Source organism: Corynebacterium tapiri, assembly GCF_006334925.1.
Lineage (GTDB): Bacteria > Actinomycetota > Actinomycetes > Mycobacteriales > Mycobacteriaceae > Corynebacterium > Corynebacterium tapiri.
The window spans coordinates 15,348-34,900 of record NZ_VDHJ01000007.1; the positions used below are offsets into that span (position 1 = coordinate 15,348).

Consider the following 19,553-nt stretch of genomic DNA (forward strand, 5'->3'; position numbering starts at 1 on the left):
CCTCTGGTGTAAAGTAAGCGCAAAGTTCCACTTCGATCTACGACAAGGTTCGCATTTTCATGGTTCTCACCCTCCAGATTGTTCTGGTCATCGCGGCCGTGCTCCTAACCACCTTCGTGCTCCTGCACAAGGGCAAGGGCGGCGGTCTTTCCAGCCTGTTTGGCGGTGGTGTGCAGTCGAACCTTTCTGGTTCGACCGTCGTGGAGAAGAACCTGGATCGCTACACGGTGGTTGTGGCCATCGTGTGGATCGTGTGCATCGTTGCGCTTAACCTCATCACGGCGCTGAGCTAGTTTCTTTAGCACAACCAACGCCCCGCACTCCTTCGAGAAATGAAGGGATGCGGGGCGTTGTCTTTTAGTTTCAGGCGATGTCCTGAGCGGCGGCGTCGTCTAGGAAGATAATCGTCTCCTCGCGGCCCTCCGCACCGGCAGCTGGCCATTCTGTGGAGTCTGCCCGAGCAATGACGTTTCGGGCAGCCTCGGCCTTCTCCTCACCTGAAACGAGGAGCCAGACGTGATCTGCTTTCCACACCGCGGGCAGCGTGAGCGTGACTCGCTCTGACGGCGGCTTGGGGGAGTCATAAACAGGCACTACGAGGGCGCGACGCTCAGCAACGGCGTCAGTATGGGGGAAGAGCGTGTTGATGTGCCCTTCCGGACCCATGCCGAGCAGATGGATATCGAACCCCTCTGGTGCGAACTGCGCCAGAGTCTCCGCATAGTCGCGTGCGGCGGTTTCCATGTCTTTAGTGCCTAGGCCATAAGAGTGAATGTTTTCCTGCGGGATGTCCACGTGGTCAAGAAGCGCCTCGCGTGCCTGGCCTTCGTTGGAGTCGGAGTGCTCGACAGCAACGTTGCGCTCGTCGCCAAAGAAAAACTGGATTCGCGTGAAATCGATCTCTGAGGCGCGCTCCCGAAGCTTCTTCAGGGTGCCTATTCCGGGGGTACCACCAGTGAGGACTACGCGGGCGTGACGGCCGCTGTCCTGGACCCGCTTAACCACCGATACAAAGCGATCCGCTGCCTCATCGGTCAATGCATCGATGTCTCGAGTGCGGTGCACGGAAATCATGGGGAGGAGGAAACCTTTCTCTTCGGTCGCGCTCGTTACTAGCGGGCGGTAACCAGTTTGAGTGCGGATAGGGACTCCGCATAGGCCGAGTCCGGGCCGAGGTGGCGTAGCTCCTCAGCAAGACTGTCGGCGTCGGAATGCTCAGTGAGTGCCACCAGCGAGTCCGCGCTATCCGGTATGGATACGCGCACTGTGCGATCGTCGACAGCCTCGACGACGAGATCACCGTCGGCGCTTTCGATGACGAGCTTTTGGATGGGGAACTGCGAAAGCTCACTTCCCTCGCACGTTTCCCGAACGACGGGAGCGTCGATACGCGCTGCTAGCCAACCTGCTGCGATGTCCACCGTTGGAGCCTCGGCCGGGCCAGAGACGACCACCGAGGAGTAATCCTCTCGGGGCAGGCGATCCAATGCAGAGGCGACGAGACCGCGCCAACCCGTGATGCGCGACCAAGCGAGGTCGGAATCGCCATCGCGGTATCCGTCAGCAAGTCGAACAAGGGTATTCGCGTCTGAACTGTTGCGAGAGTTGGTGATACGGCGTTGAGCAATGCGGCCGATCTGGTGGTCGGCGGGCACCGCTGGGGCTTGGCACGGCCACCAGGCCACGATGGGCGTATCCGGGAGGAGAAGCGGAGTAACCACTGAAGCGGCATGCTCTGCCATCTCGCCAGACAGAGTCATGATGATGGTTTCTGAAGCACCGGAGTCTCCGCCGAAGAGTAATCGGGCGTCGAGACGTGAATCTGCCTGCCGTTCGCCTTTCAGGAGGACCAAAACGCGCGAGGGATGCTCGTGGGAGGCGTTGCGAATCGGAGCCAGGATTGCCTCAACGTCGTCGGAGGCGTCCGCGACCACGATGAGCGTGAGCACGCGTCCGGTCGCCATCGAATAATCTTCCTGCGTGTCCAGCAGGGTCTTGGAAATTTTCCGGGTGGTGGTGTCCGGCAAGTTGACGATCACAGTGAGTTCACCTTCCTGGGTTTTCGTGCGCTGTGCGTTAGGGGCGTCGCCACGTGCGACCGTCGCGGGCAAGAATCGCATCGCTGCTTTCGGGTCCCCAGGACCCTGCGGCGTACTCGTCCGGTGCTCCGTTATTGGCCCAGTAATCCAGAATGGGGTCGAGAATTGCCCAGGACAACTCGACTTCCTCATTGGTGGGGAAGAGGCTGGCTTCGTCGAGAAGCGCATCCAGAATCAACCGCTCATACGCCTCGGGCGACTGCTCCGTGAAGGCCTCGGAGTAGGAGAAGTCCATGTTAACGTCGCGCACCTCCATTGCCGAGCCCGGTACCTTGGATCCGAACCGCATGAGAACACCCTCGTCGGGTTGAACGCGGATCACCACCGCATTATTACCCAATGAAGCAGTCTGCCCCGGGTGGAATGGCTGGTGGGGAGGGTTCTTAAACACAATGGCAATCTCGGTGACCCTCCGGCCGAGGCGCTTACCCGTGCGCAAATAGAAGGGGACTCCAGCCCAGCGGCGCGAGTTGATCTCCAGGGTGCAGGCCGCATACGTCTCCGTATTGGAGTTGGGATCGAATCCCTCTTCCTCACGCAGCCCTTTGACCTTTTCCGAACCTTGCCAGCCGGCTGCGTACTGCCCTCGAGCAGTCGTCTCGGAGAATGGCTCGATGGGGCGGGTCGCGCGCAGCACCTTAACCTTCTCCGCCTGCATCTCATGCGGGGAGAAGCTAATGGGTTCTTCCATGGCCACAAGGGCCAACAGCTGCAGCAAGTGGTTCTGGATGACGTCGCGCGCCGCGCCAATTCCGTCGTAGTATCCCGCGCGACCGCCTAGGCCAATGTCCTCTGCCATGGTGATCTGCACGTGGTCCACGTAGTGGGCGTTCCACAGGGGATCAAAGAGTTGGTTGGCAAAGCGCAGCGCCAGGATGTTCTGGACCGTCTCCTTGCCCAGGTAATGATCGATACGGAAGACGGCATCCTCCGGGAATACCGCATTGACGATCTCGTTGAGCTTGTGAGCAGATTCCTGATCATGCCCGAACGGCTTCTCGATGACGACTCGTCGCCAGTTCTTCTCGCCTCCGACCGCCATTCCCGTGCGGTCCAGTTGGTGGCAAACGTCGCTAAAGCTGTTCGGCGGGATGGAAAGATAAAAGGCCCAGTTGCCACCGGTTCCGCGCTCCTTGTCGAGCCTGGACAGCGTGGAGGCAAGCTCGTCGAAGGATTCGTTGGAGTCAAAGTTTCCCTGGACAAAATTCATGCCCTCAGCGAGGCGTTGCCACACGTGTTCGTCGAACTCGGTGCGAGCCTTCTCCTCAACGGCATCGCGAACGTAATCCTGGAACTGCTCATTGGACCACTCGCGGCGGCCAAATCCGACGAACGTAAACCCGGCGGGGAGGAGGCCGCGGTGAGCAAGGTCGTAAATCGCAGGCAAAAGCTTTTTCTTAGCCAAGTCGCCCGTGACACCGAAGATCACCATCCCCGAAGGTCCAGCGATACGAGGAAGGCGCGCATCCCGAGGATCGCGCAACGGATTAGTCCATTCGGAGGAAGATGGCATGCCGTCCATTCTAGGTATGGCTTCCCAGACACGACAATGGGGCGGGGAGTGGTTGCCGTGCACCCGCAGATGCAGCACCTTTCCCCGCCCCAGACGCGCTGAGAGGATCCGCTACTTCAAGCGCTGACCCATGGACTCCAGCAGCTCGGACCACGCAGCGACGAACTTATCGACGCCCTCGGTCTCCAAGGTGCGAACGACGTCCTCGACATCGATTCCCGCGCCTCGCAGTGAGTCGAAAACCTGCTGAGCGTCCTCCTTGGTGCCATCCAAGGTGTTGCCATGCAGGCCCCCTTGCTCCAGAACAGCGTCGAGCGTGCCCTCCGGCATGGTGTTGACGGTGTCGGGACCAGCCAACTCGGTGACGTACAGCGTGGCGGGGTAGTCGGGGTTCTTCACACCCGTGGATGCCCACAGCGGACGTTGGACCGGCGCGCCCGCGGGCAAGCCCTCGGAGCCAACCTCCTTGAAGAGCGCGTAGGCGAGGCGGGCATTTGCGACGCCAGCCTTGCCGCGCAGTGCGAGCGCCTCGTCGGTGCCGATCGCCTCGAGTCGCTTGTCCACCTCGGTGTCCATGCGGGAGACGAAGAACGATGCCACGGAGTGGATCGTGGAGACGTCCTTACCGGCCTTCTCCGCGCGCTGGATGCCCTCCTTGAAGGCATCAATGACCTGCTGGTAGCGATCCACGGAGAAGATCAAGGTCACGTTCACGCTGATACCCTCTGCCAGCGCGTCAGAGATCGCTGGAAGTGAGCCATCGGTGGCCGGAATCTTGATCATGACGTTCGGACGGTCGACCTTGGCCCACAGATCCTTGGCCTGCGCCAGGGTGGCGTCACGGTCAGCCGAGATACGCGGATCGACCTCGATGGAGACGCGACCATCCTTGCCGTTGGTCTTTTCAAAGATTTCAGCGAAGGCATCGCAGGCATCGCGAACATCATCGATGGTCATGGCGTAGACCGCCTCGTCGACCTCGGTACGAGCTTCCTTGAGAGTCGCGATCTGCTCGTCATAGGAGGTGCCCTTGCTCATGGCGGAGGCGAAGATCACCGGGTTGGTGGTCACGCCCACGATGGACTTGTTCTTGATGACCTCAGCGAGGTTTCCAGACGTGATGCGTTCGCGGGACAGGTCGTCCAGCCACGTCGAGGTACCAAGCTCGAACAGTGTGTCGATGTGGTTCATTTTATGCTCGTAACTCCTTTACCAGGTCTACTTCTGAGCGGCGGAAATCGACTCGCGGGCTGCCGAAACGACCGCGTCGGCGGTGATACCGAATTCTTCGAAGAGCTTCTCGTATGCGGCAGAGGCGCCGAAGTGCTCTAGGCCGACGTGGCGTCCGGCATCTCCGATGTACTTGTGCCACGGCATAGCCAGACCAGCTTCGACGGAAACGCGGGCGCGGACAGCAGAGGGCAGCACGGATTCGCGGTACTCCTCGTCCTGCTCGTCAAACCAGCTCAGAGACGGTGCGGAGACAACGCGGGTAGCGATTCCCTCCGATTCGAGGGTTGTTGCTGCCTGGACGGCCAGCTGAACCTCAGAGCCGGTGGCGATGAGGATAAAGTCCGGGGTCTCCTTGGAGGCCTCCACCAGGACATAAGCGCCGCGCTTGACGCCCTCCCGAGCCTTTTCCTGGGTACCCTCCAGGATCGGCAGGTTCTGGCGGGTGAGCACCAAAGCCTTGGGTCCCTCCGGAGCCTCCAAGGCAGCTGCCCAGGAGGCAACAGTCTCGTTGGCGTCAGCAGGGCGCAGGACGCTGAGTCCCGGGATAGCGCGAGTAGCTGCCAAGTGTTCCACGGGCTGGTGAGTCGGGCCGTCTTCACCCAAACCGATGGAGTCGTGAGTCCACACGTAGTAGACGTCGGAGTTCATCAGCGCCGCCAGGCGGACTGCCGGGCGCATGTAGTCGGAGAAGACAAAGAACGTTGCACCGTAAGGTCGGGTGCCACCGTGCAGAGCCATGCCGTTGAGGATCGAGCCCATGGCATGTTCACGGATACCAAAGTGCAGGTTGCGGCCGTACGGCTCGAGCTGGAACTTATCCGTTGAACGGCGGGCCGGGCCGAAGGACTTGGAGTCCTTGATGATGGTGTTGGTCGAACCAGCCAGGTCAGCGGATCCGCCCCACAGCTCGGGGAGAACTGCACCCAAAGCCTGCAGCGCAGCCTCGGAGGCCTTACGGGTTGCCAGCGCCTTGTCCTCGGGGGACCAGGTTGGCAGGTCAGCGTCCCACCCCTCCGGCAGCTCGCGGGCGGTCAATCGATCGAGCAGAGCCTTGCGCTCCGGGTTTGCCTCGGCCCACGCGTCGAACTTCTTGGTCCACTCTGCGCGGTAGTCTGACTCGCGTGCGGACAGCGCGCGGGTGTGCTCGAGCACTTCGTTCTCGACGACGAACTTAGCCTCCGGGTCGAAGCCCAGGACCTTCTTGGTGGCGGCAACCTCGTCCTCGCCCAGAGCAGCGCCGTGGGAAGCACCGGTGTTCATGGCGTTGGGAGCGGGGTAGGCGATCACTGTGCGGACGCGAATGAACGAGGGTCGAGTGGTCTCTGCCTGTGCATTCTTGATGGCTTCCTCGAGGGCTACGATGTCCTCGCCGGATCCGACCTCCTGGACATGCCAGCCATAGGCCTCGTAGCGTGCGGACACGTCCTCGGTGAAGGCAATGTTGGTGTCGTCCTCGATGGAGATCGAGTTGTCATCCCAAAAGACGATCAGGTTGCCCAGCTCCTGAGTTCCAGCCAAGGAACCTGCCTCTGCGGTGACACCCTCCTGGATATCGCCGTCGGAGGCCATAACGTAAATGAAGTGGTCGAAGGGGGATTCTCCGGCCGGGGTCTCCGGGTCGTAGAGACCGCGCTCTCGGCGAGCTGCCATAGCCATGCCGACCGAGGAAGCCAAGCCTTGACCAAGCGGGCCGGTGGTGATTTCCACGCCGTTGGTGTGGCCGTGCTCCGGGTGGCCGGGCGTCTTAGAACCCCAGGTGCGCAGTGCCTGAAGATCAGATACCTCGAGTCCGAATCCGCCCAGGAAGAGCTGGACGTACTGCGTCAGGGAGCTGTGGCCCAGGGACAGGATGAAGCGGTCTCGACCGATCCACTCCGGGTCTGCCGGGTCGTGGTGCATCACTCGCTGGTACAGGGTGTAGGCCAACGGGGCCAGAGACATGGCCGTGCCGGGGTGGCCGGAGCCAGCCTTCTGCACGGCATCGGCAGCGAGCAGGCGAGCAGTATCTACAGCGCGAGTGTCCACATCAGACCAGTCGCTGGGATAACGACGCTCGGTGTAGGCCTTCTTTTCATCGGTTAGAGCCACAGATTAACTCCTTGTTTTCAGCGGTAACGTGCGTACCGTACGTCCGGCCTTGCACGGGTGTGTAAGACTTGGGTGCCAATGTACGCCACGAAACAGTCTATCTATTCGCAGCGCCATTGTCCGCCAAAGATACGATCAAAGATAAAAGGGGGAAACCCGGGGGCATTTTGGTGGACTCCATTACGCCGGTAGCATGGATCGACGCGACCTAACTCAGGTTTCAAGCGAACCCGGGAACTTCCGGAGCGATTCCTCCGACAAGTACAGAGGTGCTGCGAGATTTTTCTTACTCTCCGCAATAACGGCGGAGGAGACCAGATCCGGTGACTAGCTCTTCGGTTACCGTCAAACCAGGCCGAATTGGCCGCGGACTTACCCACGATGGAGGATCTTCGTTGGAGACGATCAAGGCCTACTTCGCGCTCACTAAGCCGAGGGTCATCGAACTCCTCCTCGTCGCCGCCATCCCCGCCATGCTGCAGGCTGATCGCGGCTCGGTCAATCTCGCTCTCATCGCTGGCACGCTCATCGGCGGATGGGCAGGTGCGGCAGCTGCCAATACCTTCAATATGGTTGTCGACTATGACATAGACCAGAAGATGGGGCGCACTCGCGCTCGGCCATTGGTCCGTCACAAGATCACCAAACGCCGTGCCGCCACGTTCGCCTGGGTACTGCTCATTTTCAGCGTGCTTTGGCTGTGGTTTGTCATCGGGTCGCCACTGGCAGCCGGGTTTATCATCCTGACCAACTGGTTCTACGTCTTCGTCTACACCAAGTGGCTGAAGCGACGCACCTGGCAAAACGTCATCTGGGGCGGCGCCGCTGGCTGCATGCCCGTCCTGGTGGGCTGGGCGGCGATCCGCGCTCACGCAGGTGAAGGTCCGGATGGATGGTGGCAGGCCCTGGTGATGTTCCTCATCATCTTCTTCTGGACCCCGCCGCACACCTGGGCGCTGGCAATGAAGTACCGCGACGATTACGCCAAGGCCAACGTGCCCATGCTTCCGGTCATCGCCGAGCCTGTTGCGGTAACCCGCCAGATCCTGTTCTACACCTGGGTGACCGTCTTGGTATCCCTGGCGCTGATCCCAGCAACCTCCTGGATTTACGCTGTCGGAGCAGTTGTCACTGGTATCGCGTTCATTGCGCTGGCTACCAAGCTCCACCGTGGCGTCGCGCGTGGCGAGGAAGTCAAGCCTCTGCGCTTGTTCATTCTCTCCAACAATTACCTCGCGCTGCTTTTCCTCGCGCTCTCCGTTGACGCCGTACTTGGCTGGCAACCCCTGTTCTAATTAGCCTTCCGCCATGCGCAACACGATCGATCCGACCGTGGCACGCTCTTGGAGATCGCGATGAGCTCGCTCTGCTTCCGCTAAGGGGTACGACGCGGATACGGTGACGTCGAGACGCTTCTCGACGATCGCTTGCACCACAGCTTGAGCCCGCATCGTGAATTCGTCTCCATCCGCAACGTAGGCCCCCAGCGAGGGGCGCGTGAGGTAGATGGATCCCCGTTGGTTGAGGACCTGTGGGTCTAGGGGATCGACGGGGCCGGAGGCTGCCCCGAAGAGGACCACCAGGCCACGGGGTTTAACGCTGTGTAGGGACTGATCGAAGGTCGCTTGCCCCACGCCGTCGTAGACAACGTCTACTCCTTGTCCGGCGGTAAGTTCGCGCACCTGCTCCACGAGGTCGTCTCCATATCGGAGCACATGAGTAGCCCCAGCTGCGTACGCGCGTTCCTCCTTGGCGTCGCTGGAGACGACGGAAATAACCGTTGCGCCGCGGTCTGCAGCCATTTGGGTGACCAGCAGGCCCACTCCGCCGGCACCGGCGGTAACTAGGCAGGTGGAATTTTCCACCAGGTCATAAACGGAGTGCACGAGCATGTGGGCGGTCATGCCTTGCAACAGCATCGAAGCGGCGGTCTCGTCATCAATTTCTTGCGGGACGGCAACGAGGCGGTCACGTGCTACACACACTTGCTCGGCATAGGACCCAAAGGAATCAGCCCACGCAACCTTCGTGCCTTCGGCGATGATTCCCTCGGGGTCGTAGGCCACGCGACCAACACCTTCTTTGCCTGGGGTGAAAGGAAGATCGCTGGGGTAGATGCCCTCACGGAAATAGGTGTCGATGTAGTTGATTCCGGCCACCAAAACGTCGATAAGCACCTCACCCTCAGCCGGGGTGGGTGCTTCGACGTCCTTAAGTTGGAGAACCTCCGGTCCACCGTGGGATTCAACAGAAATTGCCTTCATACAATCCCACGATAGCGCGCACAGCGTCTGTGTCGGGGCGGGTTAGCGGGAACTCTCCGTCTCGGGGTGGGGTAGCCGGCGACGGCTGTGGGCCCAAACAATCGCGGTGCAAGCGGTAACGACCGAGGACATACCGATGTGGATCGGCACGGTCCAACGCGGAACTCCCAGGTAGAACTGTGCGACGCCGATGGCCCACTGCACAACAATGACCGCGAGCAGGACCATGACCGCGCGTTGCGCTGCACTAGCTGCGCGAGCTCGGCGAATGAGGAACGCGCCGATGAGTGTGCATCCCAGGTATAGGTACATGCACACGGCATGGATGATGGCCATCATCTTGGTATCGACGTTGAGGCGGCCCTCCATACCGACTCCGTCATCTCCCGAGTGGACGCCGGAGCCAGTAACCATCGTTCCGGTAATCAGCACGATGGCCAGAGCAACGGCTCCACACAGCAGGACTGATCGGATGTGCGGCGGAAGAGCAGTGGAGACCGCGCTGTGGTCGTCCTCCGCGATCCGGGAGTACAGCAGTGCAGCGACCCACACCAGGATCATCGAGGGCAGGAAGTGGACTGCTACTGCCCACCACTGCAGATCCAAGAGAACAGAGATTCCGCCAATGACAGCCTGGGCGATGATGCCCAGCCCCGAGATCCACGCGTAAACCTTAAGCTCGCTGCGTCGGTTGGCCTTGTACATCGCGATTGTGACCAGCAGCGCAACGAAGGCCAGCACGAAAGTGAGCAAGCGATTGCCAAACTCAATTGCCTGATGCACGAGGGGAGCAGCTCCTGCAACAGGAACGAGAGATCCCTCGTGGCAATTTGGCCAGGTGTTGCAACCAAGGCCGGAGCCTGTCACGCGGACGATGGAGCCGGTGACGGTGATCCCGCCCTGCGCGATCAACAAGATGAGCGCGAGAATTCGCTGTTGCCGCAGGGTAGGAACCCAGGTGCGCCAACGTTGGGAAAGACTGGAAGATACAGAGGTGGCAGACACGTTCTTTGAGTCTAATCCCGCTATGGCTTAAGACTCGAACCGGAACAGACGCGTGGCGGCTATCCCGCCGAGCGCGCACCAGCCAGCCAGAACGAGCAGGCTTTGCCAGGGAATTGTGTGCTGGAAGGCGTCGTGAAGCCCAGCGCCCAATGCCACGGTCGGAATGAGGATGCTCCATCCCGGTGAAGCCAACCCCCCAGTGAGAAACACGTACCCTAGGGCTCCCGAAAGCACGAGCCACACCAGGTTGGCCAAGCCCAGGACAATTTCTGAGCTCAGGCTTCCACCGATGAGCAAGCCGAGGGCCGTGCACGCTGCGATTCCAGCCAGCAATACGAGCGTGGCGAGCGCGACTCCGAGAAGGGTTGTACGCCACCCGAGGAGGAATGCACAGGCGGATAGGACCACAACCTGAACCAAGGCCATCACGAGGACGGCGAAAATCTTGCCCGCGATGATTGTGGACGCTGAGACACCTGAGGCGCCGGCCCGTTTGAGAGCGCCATATCGGCGATCGAAGGCGACCGAAATGGCCTGTCCCGTCAACCCAGAGCTTGCAGCTGCGATGGACAGAACCATGGGAAACGCCGTGTCAAGGGTGTGGTCCGCACTTAATGCGGGAACCTTGGCCACCGCGATGAGGGCTGCGATCGGGATGATCAAACTCAGCAGAAGCTGTTCTGGATGACGCAGCATGAGGGAGGCCTCGACCCTGCCCTGCGCGAGCGCCATGCGCAGGCGAGACGCACGCCGCGGTTGGGGTGCAAAGACACCAGTTGGCAGGTTCAAAGCAACGCCGTGAAGTTCAGACATGTGGACTAGCTCCTCAGCTCGCGACCAGTAAGGGAGAGAAATACTGCCTCCAGGGAAGAGCGCCCGGCTTCCAGGGTGCGAATCTGTATGTCCTCCCGCGCTAAATCGGCAGCTAGCCGAGCAATGGTTTCTGGTGAGGGGGAGTGTTCGTATCGGTACGTAGTCGGCTTGAGAGCAGTGACCTCGCGATACAAGGGGCTCGTCTCCGGGATGGGAGTGAGCGTTTCAAATTGGATTCCCTGAGCCACGCTTTGGGTCAGAGTGGCCGGAGACCCGGACGCAACTACGCTGCCCTTATCGACGATGACCACCGTGTCGGCCAAGAGCTCGGCCTCATCCATGAGGTGGGTCGTAATAAGTACGCTGACGCCATCTCGCTTCAAGGCACGCACGATGTCCCACACCCGGTGACGAGATTGTGCGTCCATGCCTGCGGTGGGTTCGTCTAAAAAGACCAGCTCGGGGCGGCCAATCAAGGCGAGCGCCAGCGACACGCGCTGTTGCTGGCCGCCGGAAAGCCGCCGGTACGTGGTTGAGCGAACCCCCTCAAGCCCCAAGAGGGAAATGAGCCACTCCGGATCATGAGGATTCGCGCTGTATGAAGCCGCGAGGCGAAGAGATTCGATAACGCTGAGTCCCGAGTACCCGCCTCCGCCTTGGAGCATGATGCCCACGCGCTCACGCACCTCCATCGGGGAGGTCGCTGGATCGAGTCCCACAGTGCGGATCGAGCCGGAGCTGGGGGTTTGAAAACCCTCGCACATCTCAACCGTCGTCGTCTTGCCAGCACCATTAGGTCCTAGCAACGCCAGCACCTCGCCACGAGGCAGCGAAAAAGAAACGCGATCGACGGCTGTCTTCGAGCCAAAAGTCTTAGAGACGTTGTCTACGACCAGCGCTGGTTCATCGGTTGTTCTGACCACGAGGGCATAGCTTAGGTGATAATCGACTTCCTCCGGAACAGCCACCAACCGGCAATCATGATCAATCCGCCCGCGATGGCTGCTCCAACATAGATAGTTCCCACTGTGGCTGCGGGCAGCGCGAGTCCACGGGGGAGCACAAAGAAGCTCATCGCCGCCGAATACGCCATGACGGCAACGCGGAAGAATGCGCGATTTGCCCATGTGGCCAGGGGAATAATCGCCCATAAGAGGTACCAGGGGTGCACTACGGGAAACAGGATCACCAGCACAAACGTTCCTACGCCCAGGCCACCTACGGGGTGGATCGCGCCGCGGTAGACCGCAAAAAGCATGCGCACGACGAACCCTCCCGCAATGAGCACGCCCACTAGGCGGGTAATGGACAGGATTGCCTCCGTGTGATCGCCGAGTCCGAGCAGCATGGCGAAGAATCCGGAGATCACGCCGATGTCGGTAGTGATGGACATCCAGCTGCGGATTGTTGCGGCGCCGCCTTGACCGGTTATCCAGCCCAATCCAATGCCTGTAATCGCCGTTACTGCGGCGACGGTGAGGGCAAGGACACAGGCCATGGCCGAGGCGGATACCCCGATGGCGACAACGGCGGGGCGGCCCATCCGAGAAAACTTCCGCGCCAGAGCCATACCCAAAAAGCCCAAGCCAATGAACCCGGTGACCTTGACCAGGCCGGCGCAGGTGATGAGAACTCCGCCCAGAGCTATGAGGCCAAATCCCAGCGGCCTGGTGTGGTAAGTCACCTTGTCCACTCCGCGCAGGCCAAGCTCGAGGCCTACGAGAGCCAGGCCCAGCATGACGGCCTCATTGTGAATTCCGCCAACCAGGTGAAGGAGGGTAAGCGGGTTGAGGATGCCGAGCCACAACGCGGTTGTTGGGCGCACACCGCAGCGGCGGGAGAGTTGAAGCACCGCCCAGGCGCAGCTGGCGATTCCCGCCAGGCTCAAGGCCCGGTGAGCGAGAACGCCAAGGACGATCGAGTCGTTGGTGATAACGCTGACCAGGGCTGACAGCCCAAGGGCCACCGGGCCGTAAGGGGAGGGGGACTCGGCCCAAATAAAGGGAACTGACCGGGCTAGGTGATGTTCGGCACCCAAAAGTTGAACCGGTCCGGCAGAGTAGGGATCCATGCCGTGGGCAACAATCGAGCCTTGCGCCAAGTAAGAGTAGATGTCCTGCGTAAACAGTGGGGCAGTGAGAGCGATCGGCAACGACCAGCAGAGGAACGTAGCCGCCAGATCACGCACGTGCACCGATGCGGCACCCACGTAACGCGACATGATGAGCCAGGCCAAGACGATCAGCCCCGCTCCGATCAGCACGATCGAGGACGAGGTTTGGAGCATCCGCGCCATCAGATCACCCAGGGGCGCCTTGCCGTAGGGGTTGTTAACCACCGGAAGAGCGCCTGCACCAAGACCTCCCACTCCGATAAGAAGTGCACCAACAGTTCCGATCCACCGCAGGACAAGGAAGCGATGGTAGGCAAATAGTTTGAGGTCGGTGGCCGGCGTTTCTGCTCGGTTATGGAGGTGAGCAGCACGGGATCCGGATCGCCCGAGGTGGGGCAAGTCTGCTGGAAGTCGTGACGGCACGAACCTGATAGTACGACATTCGCGAGTGCTTTCCGCCCGGCAGTGCCGTCCAGAGCAACCCGCCGGTGGATTAGGGGAGGGTGGACGCATCGAGGCAATTTAGGCACACTAGTGTTGTCAAAAGACGGCCACCGAGAGTTCCATTCGAGGGCCCGGGTTTAAGCAGGAGGTGAAACACGTGGTGAAGTCTCGTTCTACGAGAGATGGTGATTCTAATACCAGGTCACTCGTGTTGGGTCTTTTGCTCAAGCACGGGCCCATCACCGCAGCGGATCTGGGTGAGCGTCTCGGCCTATCGGCCGCTGGTGTGCGACGACACCTTGACAACCTCCTCACGGAGGAATTGGCGGAGACTGTTGAGCGGCGCCCGAGCGGACGCGGCAGGCCTGCCAAGTACTTCCGGCTAACCGAAGCCGGAAGGAATCGGTTCGGGCACGGGTACGACGAGTTGGCCACCCAGGCACTCGATGCTCTGCGCGAAGCCGGCGGCTCCGATGCGGTTCGGCATTTTGCCCGCGCGCGCATCGAGCAGGTGGTGGCTGATGTGGAATCAACCCTCGACAACGATGGCTGCATCGAAAAGACCACTGCTCAGATCGCAGAGGCCCTGGACGAGCACGGCTACGCCGTGACAGTGACCCGGGCCGGTAACGGGATCCAGATCTGCCAACACCATTGCCCCGTGGCAAGCGTTGCGGCAGAACACCCGGAGCTATGCCAGGCTGAGCATGAGGTCATTGCCTCCAAACTGGGGCTACACATCCAGCCGCTAGCTACCATCACGCAAGGTCACGGCATCTGTACCACGAACATTCCGCTCCAGCCTGCTGGCGAGGAAGAATCAAACCCTGACACACCGCGGACCACTCCAGATGAAAGGAGCGACACATGACCCAGGCGCAGACCAAGCCCGGCATGACAACGCCCATGAGTGACGATGAGATCATTGATTCCATCGGCGCCTACAACTACGGATGGCATGACTCCGACGAGGCAGGCGCTTCTGCTCGCCGTGGCCTGAACGAAGATGTCGTCCGCGATATCTCCCGCCTCAAGAACGAGCCCGAGTGGATGCTCGAGCAGCGACTCAAGGCACTGGGGATCTTTGACAAGAAGCCCATGCCTACCTGGGGTGCAGACCTCAGCGGTATCAACTTCGACGAGATCAAGTACTTCGTGCGCTCCACGGAGGGCCAGGCACAAACCTGGGAGGATCTGCCCGAGGACATCAAGAACACCTACGACAAGCTCGGTATCCCGGAGGCAGAGAAGCAGCGCCTGGTGGCGGGTGTTGCTGCACAGTACGAGTCTGAGGTGGTCTACCACCAGATCCGTGAGGACCTGGAGGAAAAGGGAGTCATCTTTGTCGATACCGACACAGCTCTGCGTGAGCACGAGGAGATTTTCAAGGAGCACTTCGGCTCCGTCATCCCTGCTGGTGACAACAAGTTCTCCGCTCTGAACACGGCAGTTTGGTCTGGTGGCTCGTTTATCTACGTCCCCAAGGGGGTGCACGTAGATATTCCGCTGCAGGCATACTTCCGCATCAATACCGAGAACATGGGTCAGTTCGAGCGCACGCTCATCATCGTGGACGAGGACGCCTATGTTCACTACGTAGAGGGCTGCACCGCACCGATCTACAAGTCCGACTCTCTGCACTCGGCCGTCGTGGAGATCATCGTGAAGAAGGGTGGACGCTGCCGCTACACCACCATTCAGAACTGGTCGAACAATGTGTACAACCTGGTCACCAAGCGCGCCAAGGCCGAAGAGGGCGCAACCATGGAATGGGTCGATGGCAACATCGGCTCCAAGGTCACCATGAAGTACCCCGCCGTGTGGATGACCGGCGAACACGCCAAGGGCGAGGTTCTCTCCGTGGCGTTTGCAGGTGAGGGCCAGTTCCAGGACACCGGAGCGAAGATGACCCATATGGCTCCGCACACCTCGTCCAACGTGGTGTCCAAGTCGGTTGCGCGCGCTGGTGGGCGCTCGGCCTACCGTGGACTCATTCAGGTCAACGCCAATGCTCATCACTCCACCGCCAATGTTGAGTGTGATGCGCTGCTGGTCGACAACATCTCGCGTTCGGATACCTACCCCTACAACGACATTCGCAATGATCATGTCTCGCTGGGCCACGAGGCGACTGTTTCTCAGGTCTCCGAGGAGCAGTTGTTCTACCTCATGTCGCGTGGTGTGCCGGAGGAAGAGGCAATGGCCATGATCGTGCGCGGCTTCGTGGAGCCGATCGCCAAGGAGCTCCCGATGGAATACGCCCTCGAGCTCAACCGCCTGATCGAACTGCAGATGGAAGGATCCGTGGGTTAATGGTCAACGAAACCTCTACTGTTACCAACGCGTCGGGAGTCCAGACCAAGGGCGATGCCTTCGCCTCCTTTAACGTCGATGACTTCGAGGTCCCGCACGGCCGGGCCGAGGATTGGCGATTCATCTCTCTGCGCTCCCTGCGTGGCCTGCACAATGGCTCTTTTGCCCCGGCTGCGGATCAGCTGGTGCGGGTCGATGCTCCGGAGGGCGTCGAGGTTGCCACTGTAGCCAAGGATGACGAGCGTCTTGGCCGTGCTGGTGCGCCCACCGACCGGGTCGCTGCACAGGCCTGGACCTCCATGGAAACGGCGCAGTTTGTGGGGATTAAGGCGAATCACGTCGTCGACAAGCCCATCTCAGTGACGATCACCGGGCGCGGATCCGACGTCACCACCTTCGGCGCGACCACCATCAATGTCGAATCTGGTGCCGAGGCCACTGTGCTCCTGCGCTACGAGGGCTCGGGCACCCACGCCGACAACGTTGAGTTCGTAGTGGGCGACAATGCTCGCTTGACCGTCGTCGTCGACGCTGAGTGGAATACCGACGCTGTTCACCTCTCGGCGCACCGCGCGCTTCTGGGGCGCGACGCAACCCTGCGCCACACCGTAGTGACCTTCGGCGGCGAAGTTGTGCGGATCACCCCGCGCGTCAACTACACCGCACCGGGCGGCGATGCCGAGATGATCGGCCTGTACTTTGCGGATGACGGACAGTACATCGAGAATCGACTGCTCGTTGATCACTCGGTGCCCAACTGCCGATCGCTCGTGCTCTACAAGGGCGCACTCCAGGGCGACACCAGCAATCCTCGCACCGAGGCTCGTACCTGCTGGGTGGGCGACGTGCTCATTCGCTCGAATGCCAAGAACACCGACACGTATGAGACGAACCGCAACCTGGTTCTCAGCGAGGGAGCGCGTGCCGACGCCATTCCCAATCTGGAGATCGAGACCGGTGAGATCGCCGGTGCCGGACACGCAGCCACCGTCGGCCGTTTCGACGACGAGCACATGTTCTACCTGCGTTCTCGCGGTATCCCAGAGGATGTCGCGCGCCGCATGATCATCCGCGGGTTCTTCTCCGAGGTCATCTCCCGCATCCCCATTGAATCTGTACGCGAAGAGCTGGAAAACCGCGTCTCCGCCGAGCTAGCCAAGCAGAACGCTTAAGAAAGAGGAACGCACGACAATGAGCACTCTGGAAATCAAGAACCTCCACGCCCAGGTCCTGCCTAGCCAGGAGGGCGCCGAGCCGAAGCCGATCCTCAAGGGCGTGAACCTGACGATCAATTCCGGCGAAACCCACGCCATCATGGGCCCAAATGGCTCCGGCAAGTCCACGCTGGCCTACACCCTGTCCGGACACCCGCGCTACGAAGTCACCGAGGGTGAGGTGCTTCTCGACGGCGTCAACATCCTCGATCTGGAGGTTGACGAGCGTGCGCGCGCGGGCCTGTTCCTGGCAATGCAGTACCCGACCGAGGTGCCGGGCGTGTCCACGTCTAACTTCATGCGTACCGCTGTAACCCACACCCGTGGTGAGGCTCCCTCTCTGCGTGAGTGGGTCAAGGAAGTTAACCAGGCACGCGAGGCACTCTCCATCGACAAGTCCTTCAGCGAGCGCTCGGTCAACGAGGGCTTCTCCGGTGGCGAGAAGAAGCGGCACGAGGTTATGCAGCTTGGCCTGCTTAAGCCCAAGTTTGCCGTTCTGGACGAGACCGACTCAGGCCTGGACGTCGACGCCCTGCGCATCGTGTCCGAGGGCGTGAACCGCTACCAGGACGAGAACAACGGCGGCATCCTGCTGATCACGCACTACAAGCGCATCCTCAACTACGTCAAGCCCGACTACGTCCACGTCTTTGCAGGTGGTCAGATCATTAAGACCGGCGGCGCAGAGTTGGCCGATGCGCTTGAGGCCGACGGCTACGATCAGTTCCTGGCCTAATGTCGTACGTGGATGCTCAAGGCCAGCTGGATGTCGCGGCCGTTCGCAGCGAGTTCCCCATCCTCGCACGTACTGTCCGTGATAATCAGCCGCTGATTTACCTGGACTCTGGTGCTACCTCTCAGCGCCCGGAACGCGTGTGGCGGGCAGAGGAGCGATTTGTGCTGGGCACCAACGCTCCCGTCCACCGCGGCTCCTACCAGTTGGCGGAAGAAGCGACGGATGCTTACGAGGGTGCCCGCGAAGACATCGCGGCTTTTGTAGGTGCGCGTTCCACGGAGATTGCCTTCACCAAGAACGCGACCGAGGCACTCAACCTGGTTGCCTTTACCTTGGGTGACGAGCGATCGGGTGAGCTGCGAGTCTCAGAAGGGGATACGGTCGTGGTCACTGAGCTTGAGCACCACGCGAACCTCGTTCCCTGGCAGGAACTTTGTCAGCGCACAGGTGCCACGCTGAAGTGGTACGGCACAACCGAGGACGGGCGTATTGACCTGGACTCACTCGAGCTGGACGAATCCGTCAAGGTCGTTGCCTTTACGCACCAGTCCAACGTCACCGGTGCAGTCGCAGATGTGCAGGAGATGGTGCGGCGCGCCCGCGAGGTGGGTGCACTTGTGGTCCTCGACGCCTGCCAGTCTGTACCGCACATGCCGGTGGACTTTCACCAGCTGGACGTCGACTTCGCCGCTTTCTCCGGCCACAAGATGTGTGGCCCAAGCGGCGTCGGCGTGCTCTACGGACGGGCGAATTATCTGCAGATGCTGCCGCCCTTCCTCACCGGTGGGTCAATGATCGAGGTTGTGAAGATGGAAGGGTCCACCTTTGCGCCGGCGCCTCAGCGATTCGAGGCAGGAACTCAGATGACCAGCCAGGTGGTGGGTTTGGGAGAAGCCGTTCGGTTCCTCAATGACGTGGGGATGGAAAACATCGCTGCCCATGAGAACTGGCTGACGGCCTATGCGCTGGAAAAGCTCACGGCTATCAAGGGGGTGCGCATCATTGGGCCCACGTCAGCTGAACGGCGCGGAGGAGCGATCTCCTTTACCGTTGAGGGCGTTCACCCGCACGACCTCGGGCAAATGCTGGATTCGCGCGGGGTTTCGATCCGCACTGGTCATCACTGCGCCTGGCCCGCTCACCGCGCCTTGGATGCGCAGTCGACCGCCCGGGCAAGCTTCTACCTTTACAACACCGAAGACGAGATCGACGCGCTGGCCGATGCGATCGTCTACGCGCAGAATTTCTTTGGAGTGAAGTAGATGAACATGGAGTCGATGTACCAGGAAGTCATCCTGGACCACTACAAGAACCCCAGCCATGCGGGGCTGCGTGATCCCTTTGACGCGGAGGTCCACCACGTCAACCCCTCCTGTGGCGACGAGCTAACTCTGCGCGTCAAAGTGTCCGAGGACGGGAAGACTGTCGAGGACGTCTCCTATGACGCCGAAGGATGCTCGATCTCGCAGGCGTCGACCTCTGTGATGGCGGAAGAAATTATCGGTCTCCCCGTGGCTGAGGCGTTAGAGAAGCTCGAGGCTTTCGAGCACATGATCACCTCGCGCGGCCAAGAGGAGGGAGACGCCGAGCTCATCGGAGACGGCGTGGCCTTTTCCGGGGTGGCCAAGTTCCCAGCACGTGTGAAGTGCGCCCTCCTGGGATGGAAGGCGTTCCAAGCAGCGACCTCTGAGGCGCTGGAAACGAAGGAGAGCTAAATC

At 60.8% G+C, this 19,553-nt stretch carries 18 protein-coding genes; 8 read left to right on the forward strand and 10 right to left on the reverse strand.

Annotated features, from left to right (window positions below; translation table 11 throughout):
* The first annotated feature begins 59 nt into the window (after positions 1–59).
* Positions 60–293 (forward strand): preprotein translocase subunit SecG, encoded by a 234-nt coding sequence (gene secG / locus FHE74_RS05590; RefSeq protein WP_139465529.1) that lies wholly within the window; start codon positions 60–62, stop codon positions 291–293.
* A gap of 70 nt (positions 294–363) precedes the next feature.
* On the opposite strand, the gene pgl is transcribed toward secG, so the two are convergent.
* From pgl to tkt, 5 genes are all read right to left on the reverse strand, one after another.
* Positions 364–1,074 (reverse strand): 6-phosphogluconolactonase, encoded by a 711-nt coding sequence (gene pgl / locus FHE74_RS05595; RefSeq protein WP_139465530.1) that lies wholly within the window; start codon positions 1,072–1,074, stop codon positions 364–366.
* Positions 1,075–1,112: 38 nt separating this feature from the next.
* A complete protein-coding gene (locus FHE74_RS05600) occupies positions 1,113–2,039 on the reverse strand; it encodes a glucose-6-phosphate dehydrogenase assembly protein OpcA (protein WP_139465531.1) in 927 nt (308 codons plus the stop codon).
* A gap of 37 nt (positions 2,040–2,076) precedes the next feature.
* Entirely contained in the window at positions 2,077–3,612 is a 1,536-nt protein-coding gene (gene zwf / locus FHE74_RS05605) for a glucose-6-phosphate dehydrogenase (protein WP_139465532.1), read from the reverse strand.
* A 111-nt stretch (positions 3,613–3,723) separates the two neighbouring features.
* The gene (gene tal / locus FHE74_RS05610) at positions 3,724–4,803 is read right to left on the reverse strand and encodes a transaldolase (protein WP_139465533.1); all 1,080 of its coding nucleotides are present in this window, start codon (positions 4,801–4,803) and stop codon (positions 3,724–3,726) included.
* 27 nt (positions 4,804–4,830) lie between these two features.
* Positions 4,831–6,933, reverse strand: a complete 2,103-nt coding sequence (gene tkt / locus FHE74_RS05615) for a transketolase (RefSeq protein WP_139465534.1) — start codon at positions 6,931–6,933, stop codon at positions 4,831–4,833.
* Positions 6,934–7,328: 395 nt separating this feature from the next.
* Here tkt and FHE74_RS05620 point away from each other — a divergent pair, with 395 nt between their 5' ends.
* Complete coding sequence (locus FHE74_RS05620; protein WP_139465629.1) at positions 7,329–8,228, forward strand: heme o synthase; 900 nt, start codon at positions 7,329–7,331, stop codon at positions 8,226–8,228.
* On the opposite strand, the gene FHE74_RS05625 is transcribed toward FHE74_RS05620, so the two are convergent.
* Genes FHE74_RS05625 through mptB form a run of 5 tightly spaced genes read right to left on the reverse strand, consistent with a single transcriptional unit; the run spans position 8,229 to position 13,551 of the window.
* Positions 8,229–9,197 (reverse strand): quinone oxidoreductase family protein, encoded by a 969-nt coding sequence (locus FHE74_RS05625; protein WP_139465535.1) that lies wholly within the window; start codon positions 9,195–9,197, stop codon positions 8,229–8,231.
* Positions 9,198–9,239: 42 nt separating this feature from the next.
* Positions 9,240–10,202 (reverse strand): COX15/CtaA family protein, encoded by a 963-nt coding sequence (locus tag FHE74_RS05630; RefSeq protein WP_139465536.1) that lies wholly within the window; start codon positions 10,200–10,202, stop codon positions 9,240–9,242.
* A 27-nt stretch (positions 10,203–10,229) separates the two neighbouring features.
* A complete protein-coding gene (locus FHE74_RS05635; protein ID WP_139465537.1) occupies positions 10,230–11,015 on the reverse strand; it encodes an ABC transporter permease in 786 nt (261 codons plus the stop codon).
* A 5-nt stretch (positions 11,016–11,020) separates the two neighbouring features.
* Entirely contained in the window at positions 11,021–11,938 is a 918-nt protein-coding gene (locus FHE74_RS05640) for an ABC transporter ATP-binding protein (RefSeq protein ID WP_139465538.1), read from the reverse strand.
* 11 nt (positions 11,939–11,949) lie between these two features.
* Positions 11,950–13,551 carry a polyprenol phosphomannose-dependent alpha 1,6 mannosyltransferase MptB gene (mptB, locus tag FHE74_RS05645; RefSeq protein WP_246049202.1) on the reverse strand — a complete coding sequence of 534 codons (1,602 nt, stop codon included), beginning with the start codon at positions 13,549–13,551 and terminating at the stop codon, positions 11,950–11,952.
* Between the two features lie 229 nt (positions 13,552–13,780).
* Here mptB and FHE74_RS05650 point away from each other — a divergent pair, with 229 nt between their 5' ends.
* The 6 genes from FHE74_RS05650 to sufU are packed head-to-tail and all read left to right on the forward strand — an operon-like array spanning position 13,781 to position 19,550.
* Positions 13,781–14,443, forward strand: coding sequence for a helix-turn-helix transcriptional regulator (locus FHE74_RS05650; RefSeq protein WP_425456327.1), 663 nt, complete (start codon positions 13,781–13,783; stop codon positions 14,441–14,443).
* Complete coding sequence (sufB, locus tag FHE74_RS05655; protein WP_139465540.1) at positions 14,440–15,885, forward strand: Fe-S cluster assembly protein SufB; 1,446 nt, start codon at positions 14,440–14,442, stop codon at positions 15,883–15,885. Before FHE74_RS05650 ends, sufB begins: the two co-directional genes overlap by 4 nt.
* Entirely contained in the window at positions 15,885–17,057 is a 1,173-nt protein-coding gene (gene sufD / locus FHE74_RS05660) for a Fe-S cluster assembly protein SufD (protein WP_139465541.1), read from the forward strand. Before sufB ends, sufD begins: the two co-directional genes overlap by 1 nt.
* A 19-nt stretch (positions 17,058–17,076) precedes the next feature.
* The gene (gene sufC, locus FHE74_RS05665; protein WP_139465542.1) at positions 17,077–17,835 is read left to right on the forward strand and encodes a Fe-S cluster assembly ATPase SufC; all 759 of its coding nucleotides are present in this window, start codon (positions 17,077–17,079) and stop codon (positions 17,833–17,835) included.
* Positions 17,835–19,097, forward strand: coding sequence for a cysteine desulfurase (locus FHE74_RS05670; RefSeq protein ID WP_139465543.1), 1,263 nt, complete (start codon positions 17,835–17,837; stop codon positions 19,095–19,097). The genes sufC and FHE74_RS05670 overlap by 1 nt, the downstream gene beginning before the upstream one ends.
* Positions 19,098–19,550 carry a Fe-S cluster assembly sulfur transfer protein SufU gene (gene sufU / locus FHE74_RS05675; RefSeq protein ID WP_139465544.1) on the forward strand — a complete coding sequence of 151 codons (453 nt, stop codon included), beginning with the start codon at positions 19,098–19,100 and terminating at the stop codon, positions 19,548–19,550.
* The last annotated feature ends 3 nt before the right edge of the window (positions 19,551–19,553 follow it).

Bases quoted from the DNA above. Each gene is read 5' to 3' on its own strand.
- sufB (WP_139465540.1), top strand. From the start codon at position 14,440: ATGACCCAGGCGCAGACCAAGCCCGGCATGACAACGCCCATGAGTGAC.
- sufD (WP_139465541.1), top strand. From the start codon at position 15,885: ATGGTCAACGAAACCTCTACTGTTACCAACGCGTCGGGAGTCCAGACC.
- FHE74_RS05670 (WP_139465543.1), top strand. From the start codon at position 17,835: ATGTCGTACGTGGATGCTCAAGGCCAGCTGGATGTCGCGGCCGTTCGC.
- FHE74_RS05635 (WP_139465537.1), bottom strand. From the start codon at position 11,015: ATGTCTGAACTTCACGGCGTTGCTTTGAACCTGCCAACTGGTGTCTTT.
- zwf (WP_139465532.1), bottom strand. From the start codon at position 3,612: ATGCCATCTTCCTCCGAATGGACTAATCCGTTGCGCGATCCTCGGGAT.
- secG (WP_139465529.1), top strand. From the start codon at position 60: ATGGTTCTCACCCTCCAGATTGTTCTGGTCATCGCGGCCGTGCTCCTA.
- sufC (WP_139465542.1), top strand. From the start codon at position 17,077: ATGAGCACTCTGGAAATCAAGAACCTCCACGCCCAGGTCCTGCCTAGC.
- FHE74_RS05625 (WP_139465535.1), bottom strand. From the start codon at position 9,197: ATGAAGGCAATTTCTGTTGAATCCCACGGTGGACCGGAGGTTCTCCAA.
- tal (WP_139465533.1), bottom strand. From the start codon at position 4,803: ATGAACCACATCGACACACTGTTCGAGCTTGGTACCTCGACGTGGCTG.
- sufU (WP_139465544.1), top strand. From the start codon at position 19,098: ATGAACATGGAGTCGATGTACCAGGAAGTCATCCTGGACCACTACAAG.
- pgl (WP_139465530.1), bottom strand. From the start codon at position 1,074: ATGATTTCCGTGCACCGCACTCGAGACATCGATGCATTGACCGATGAG.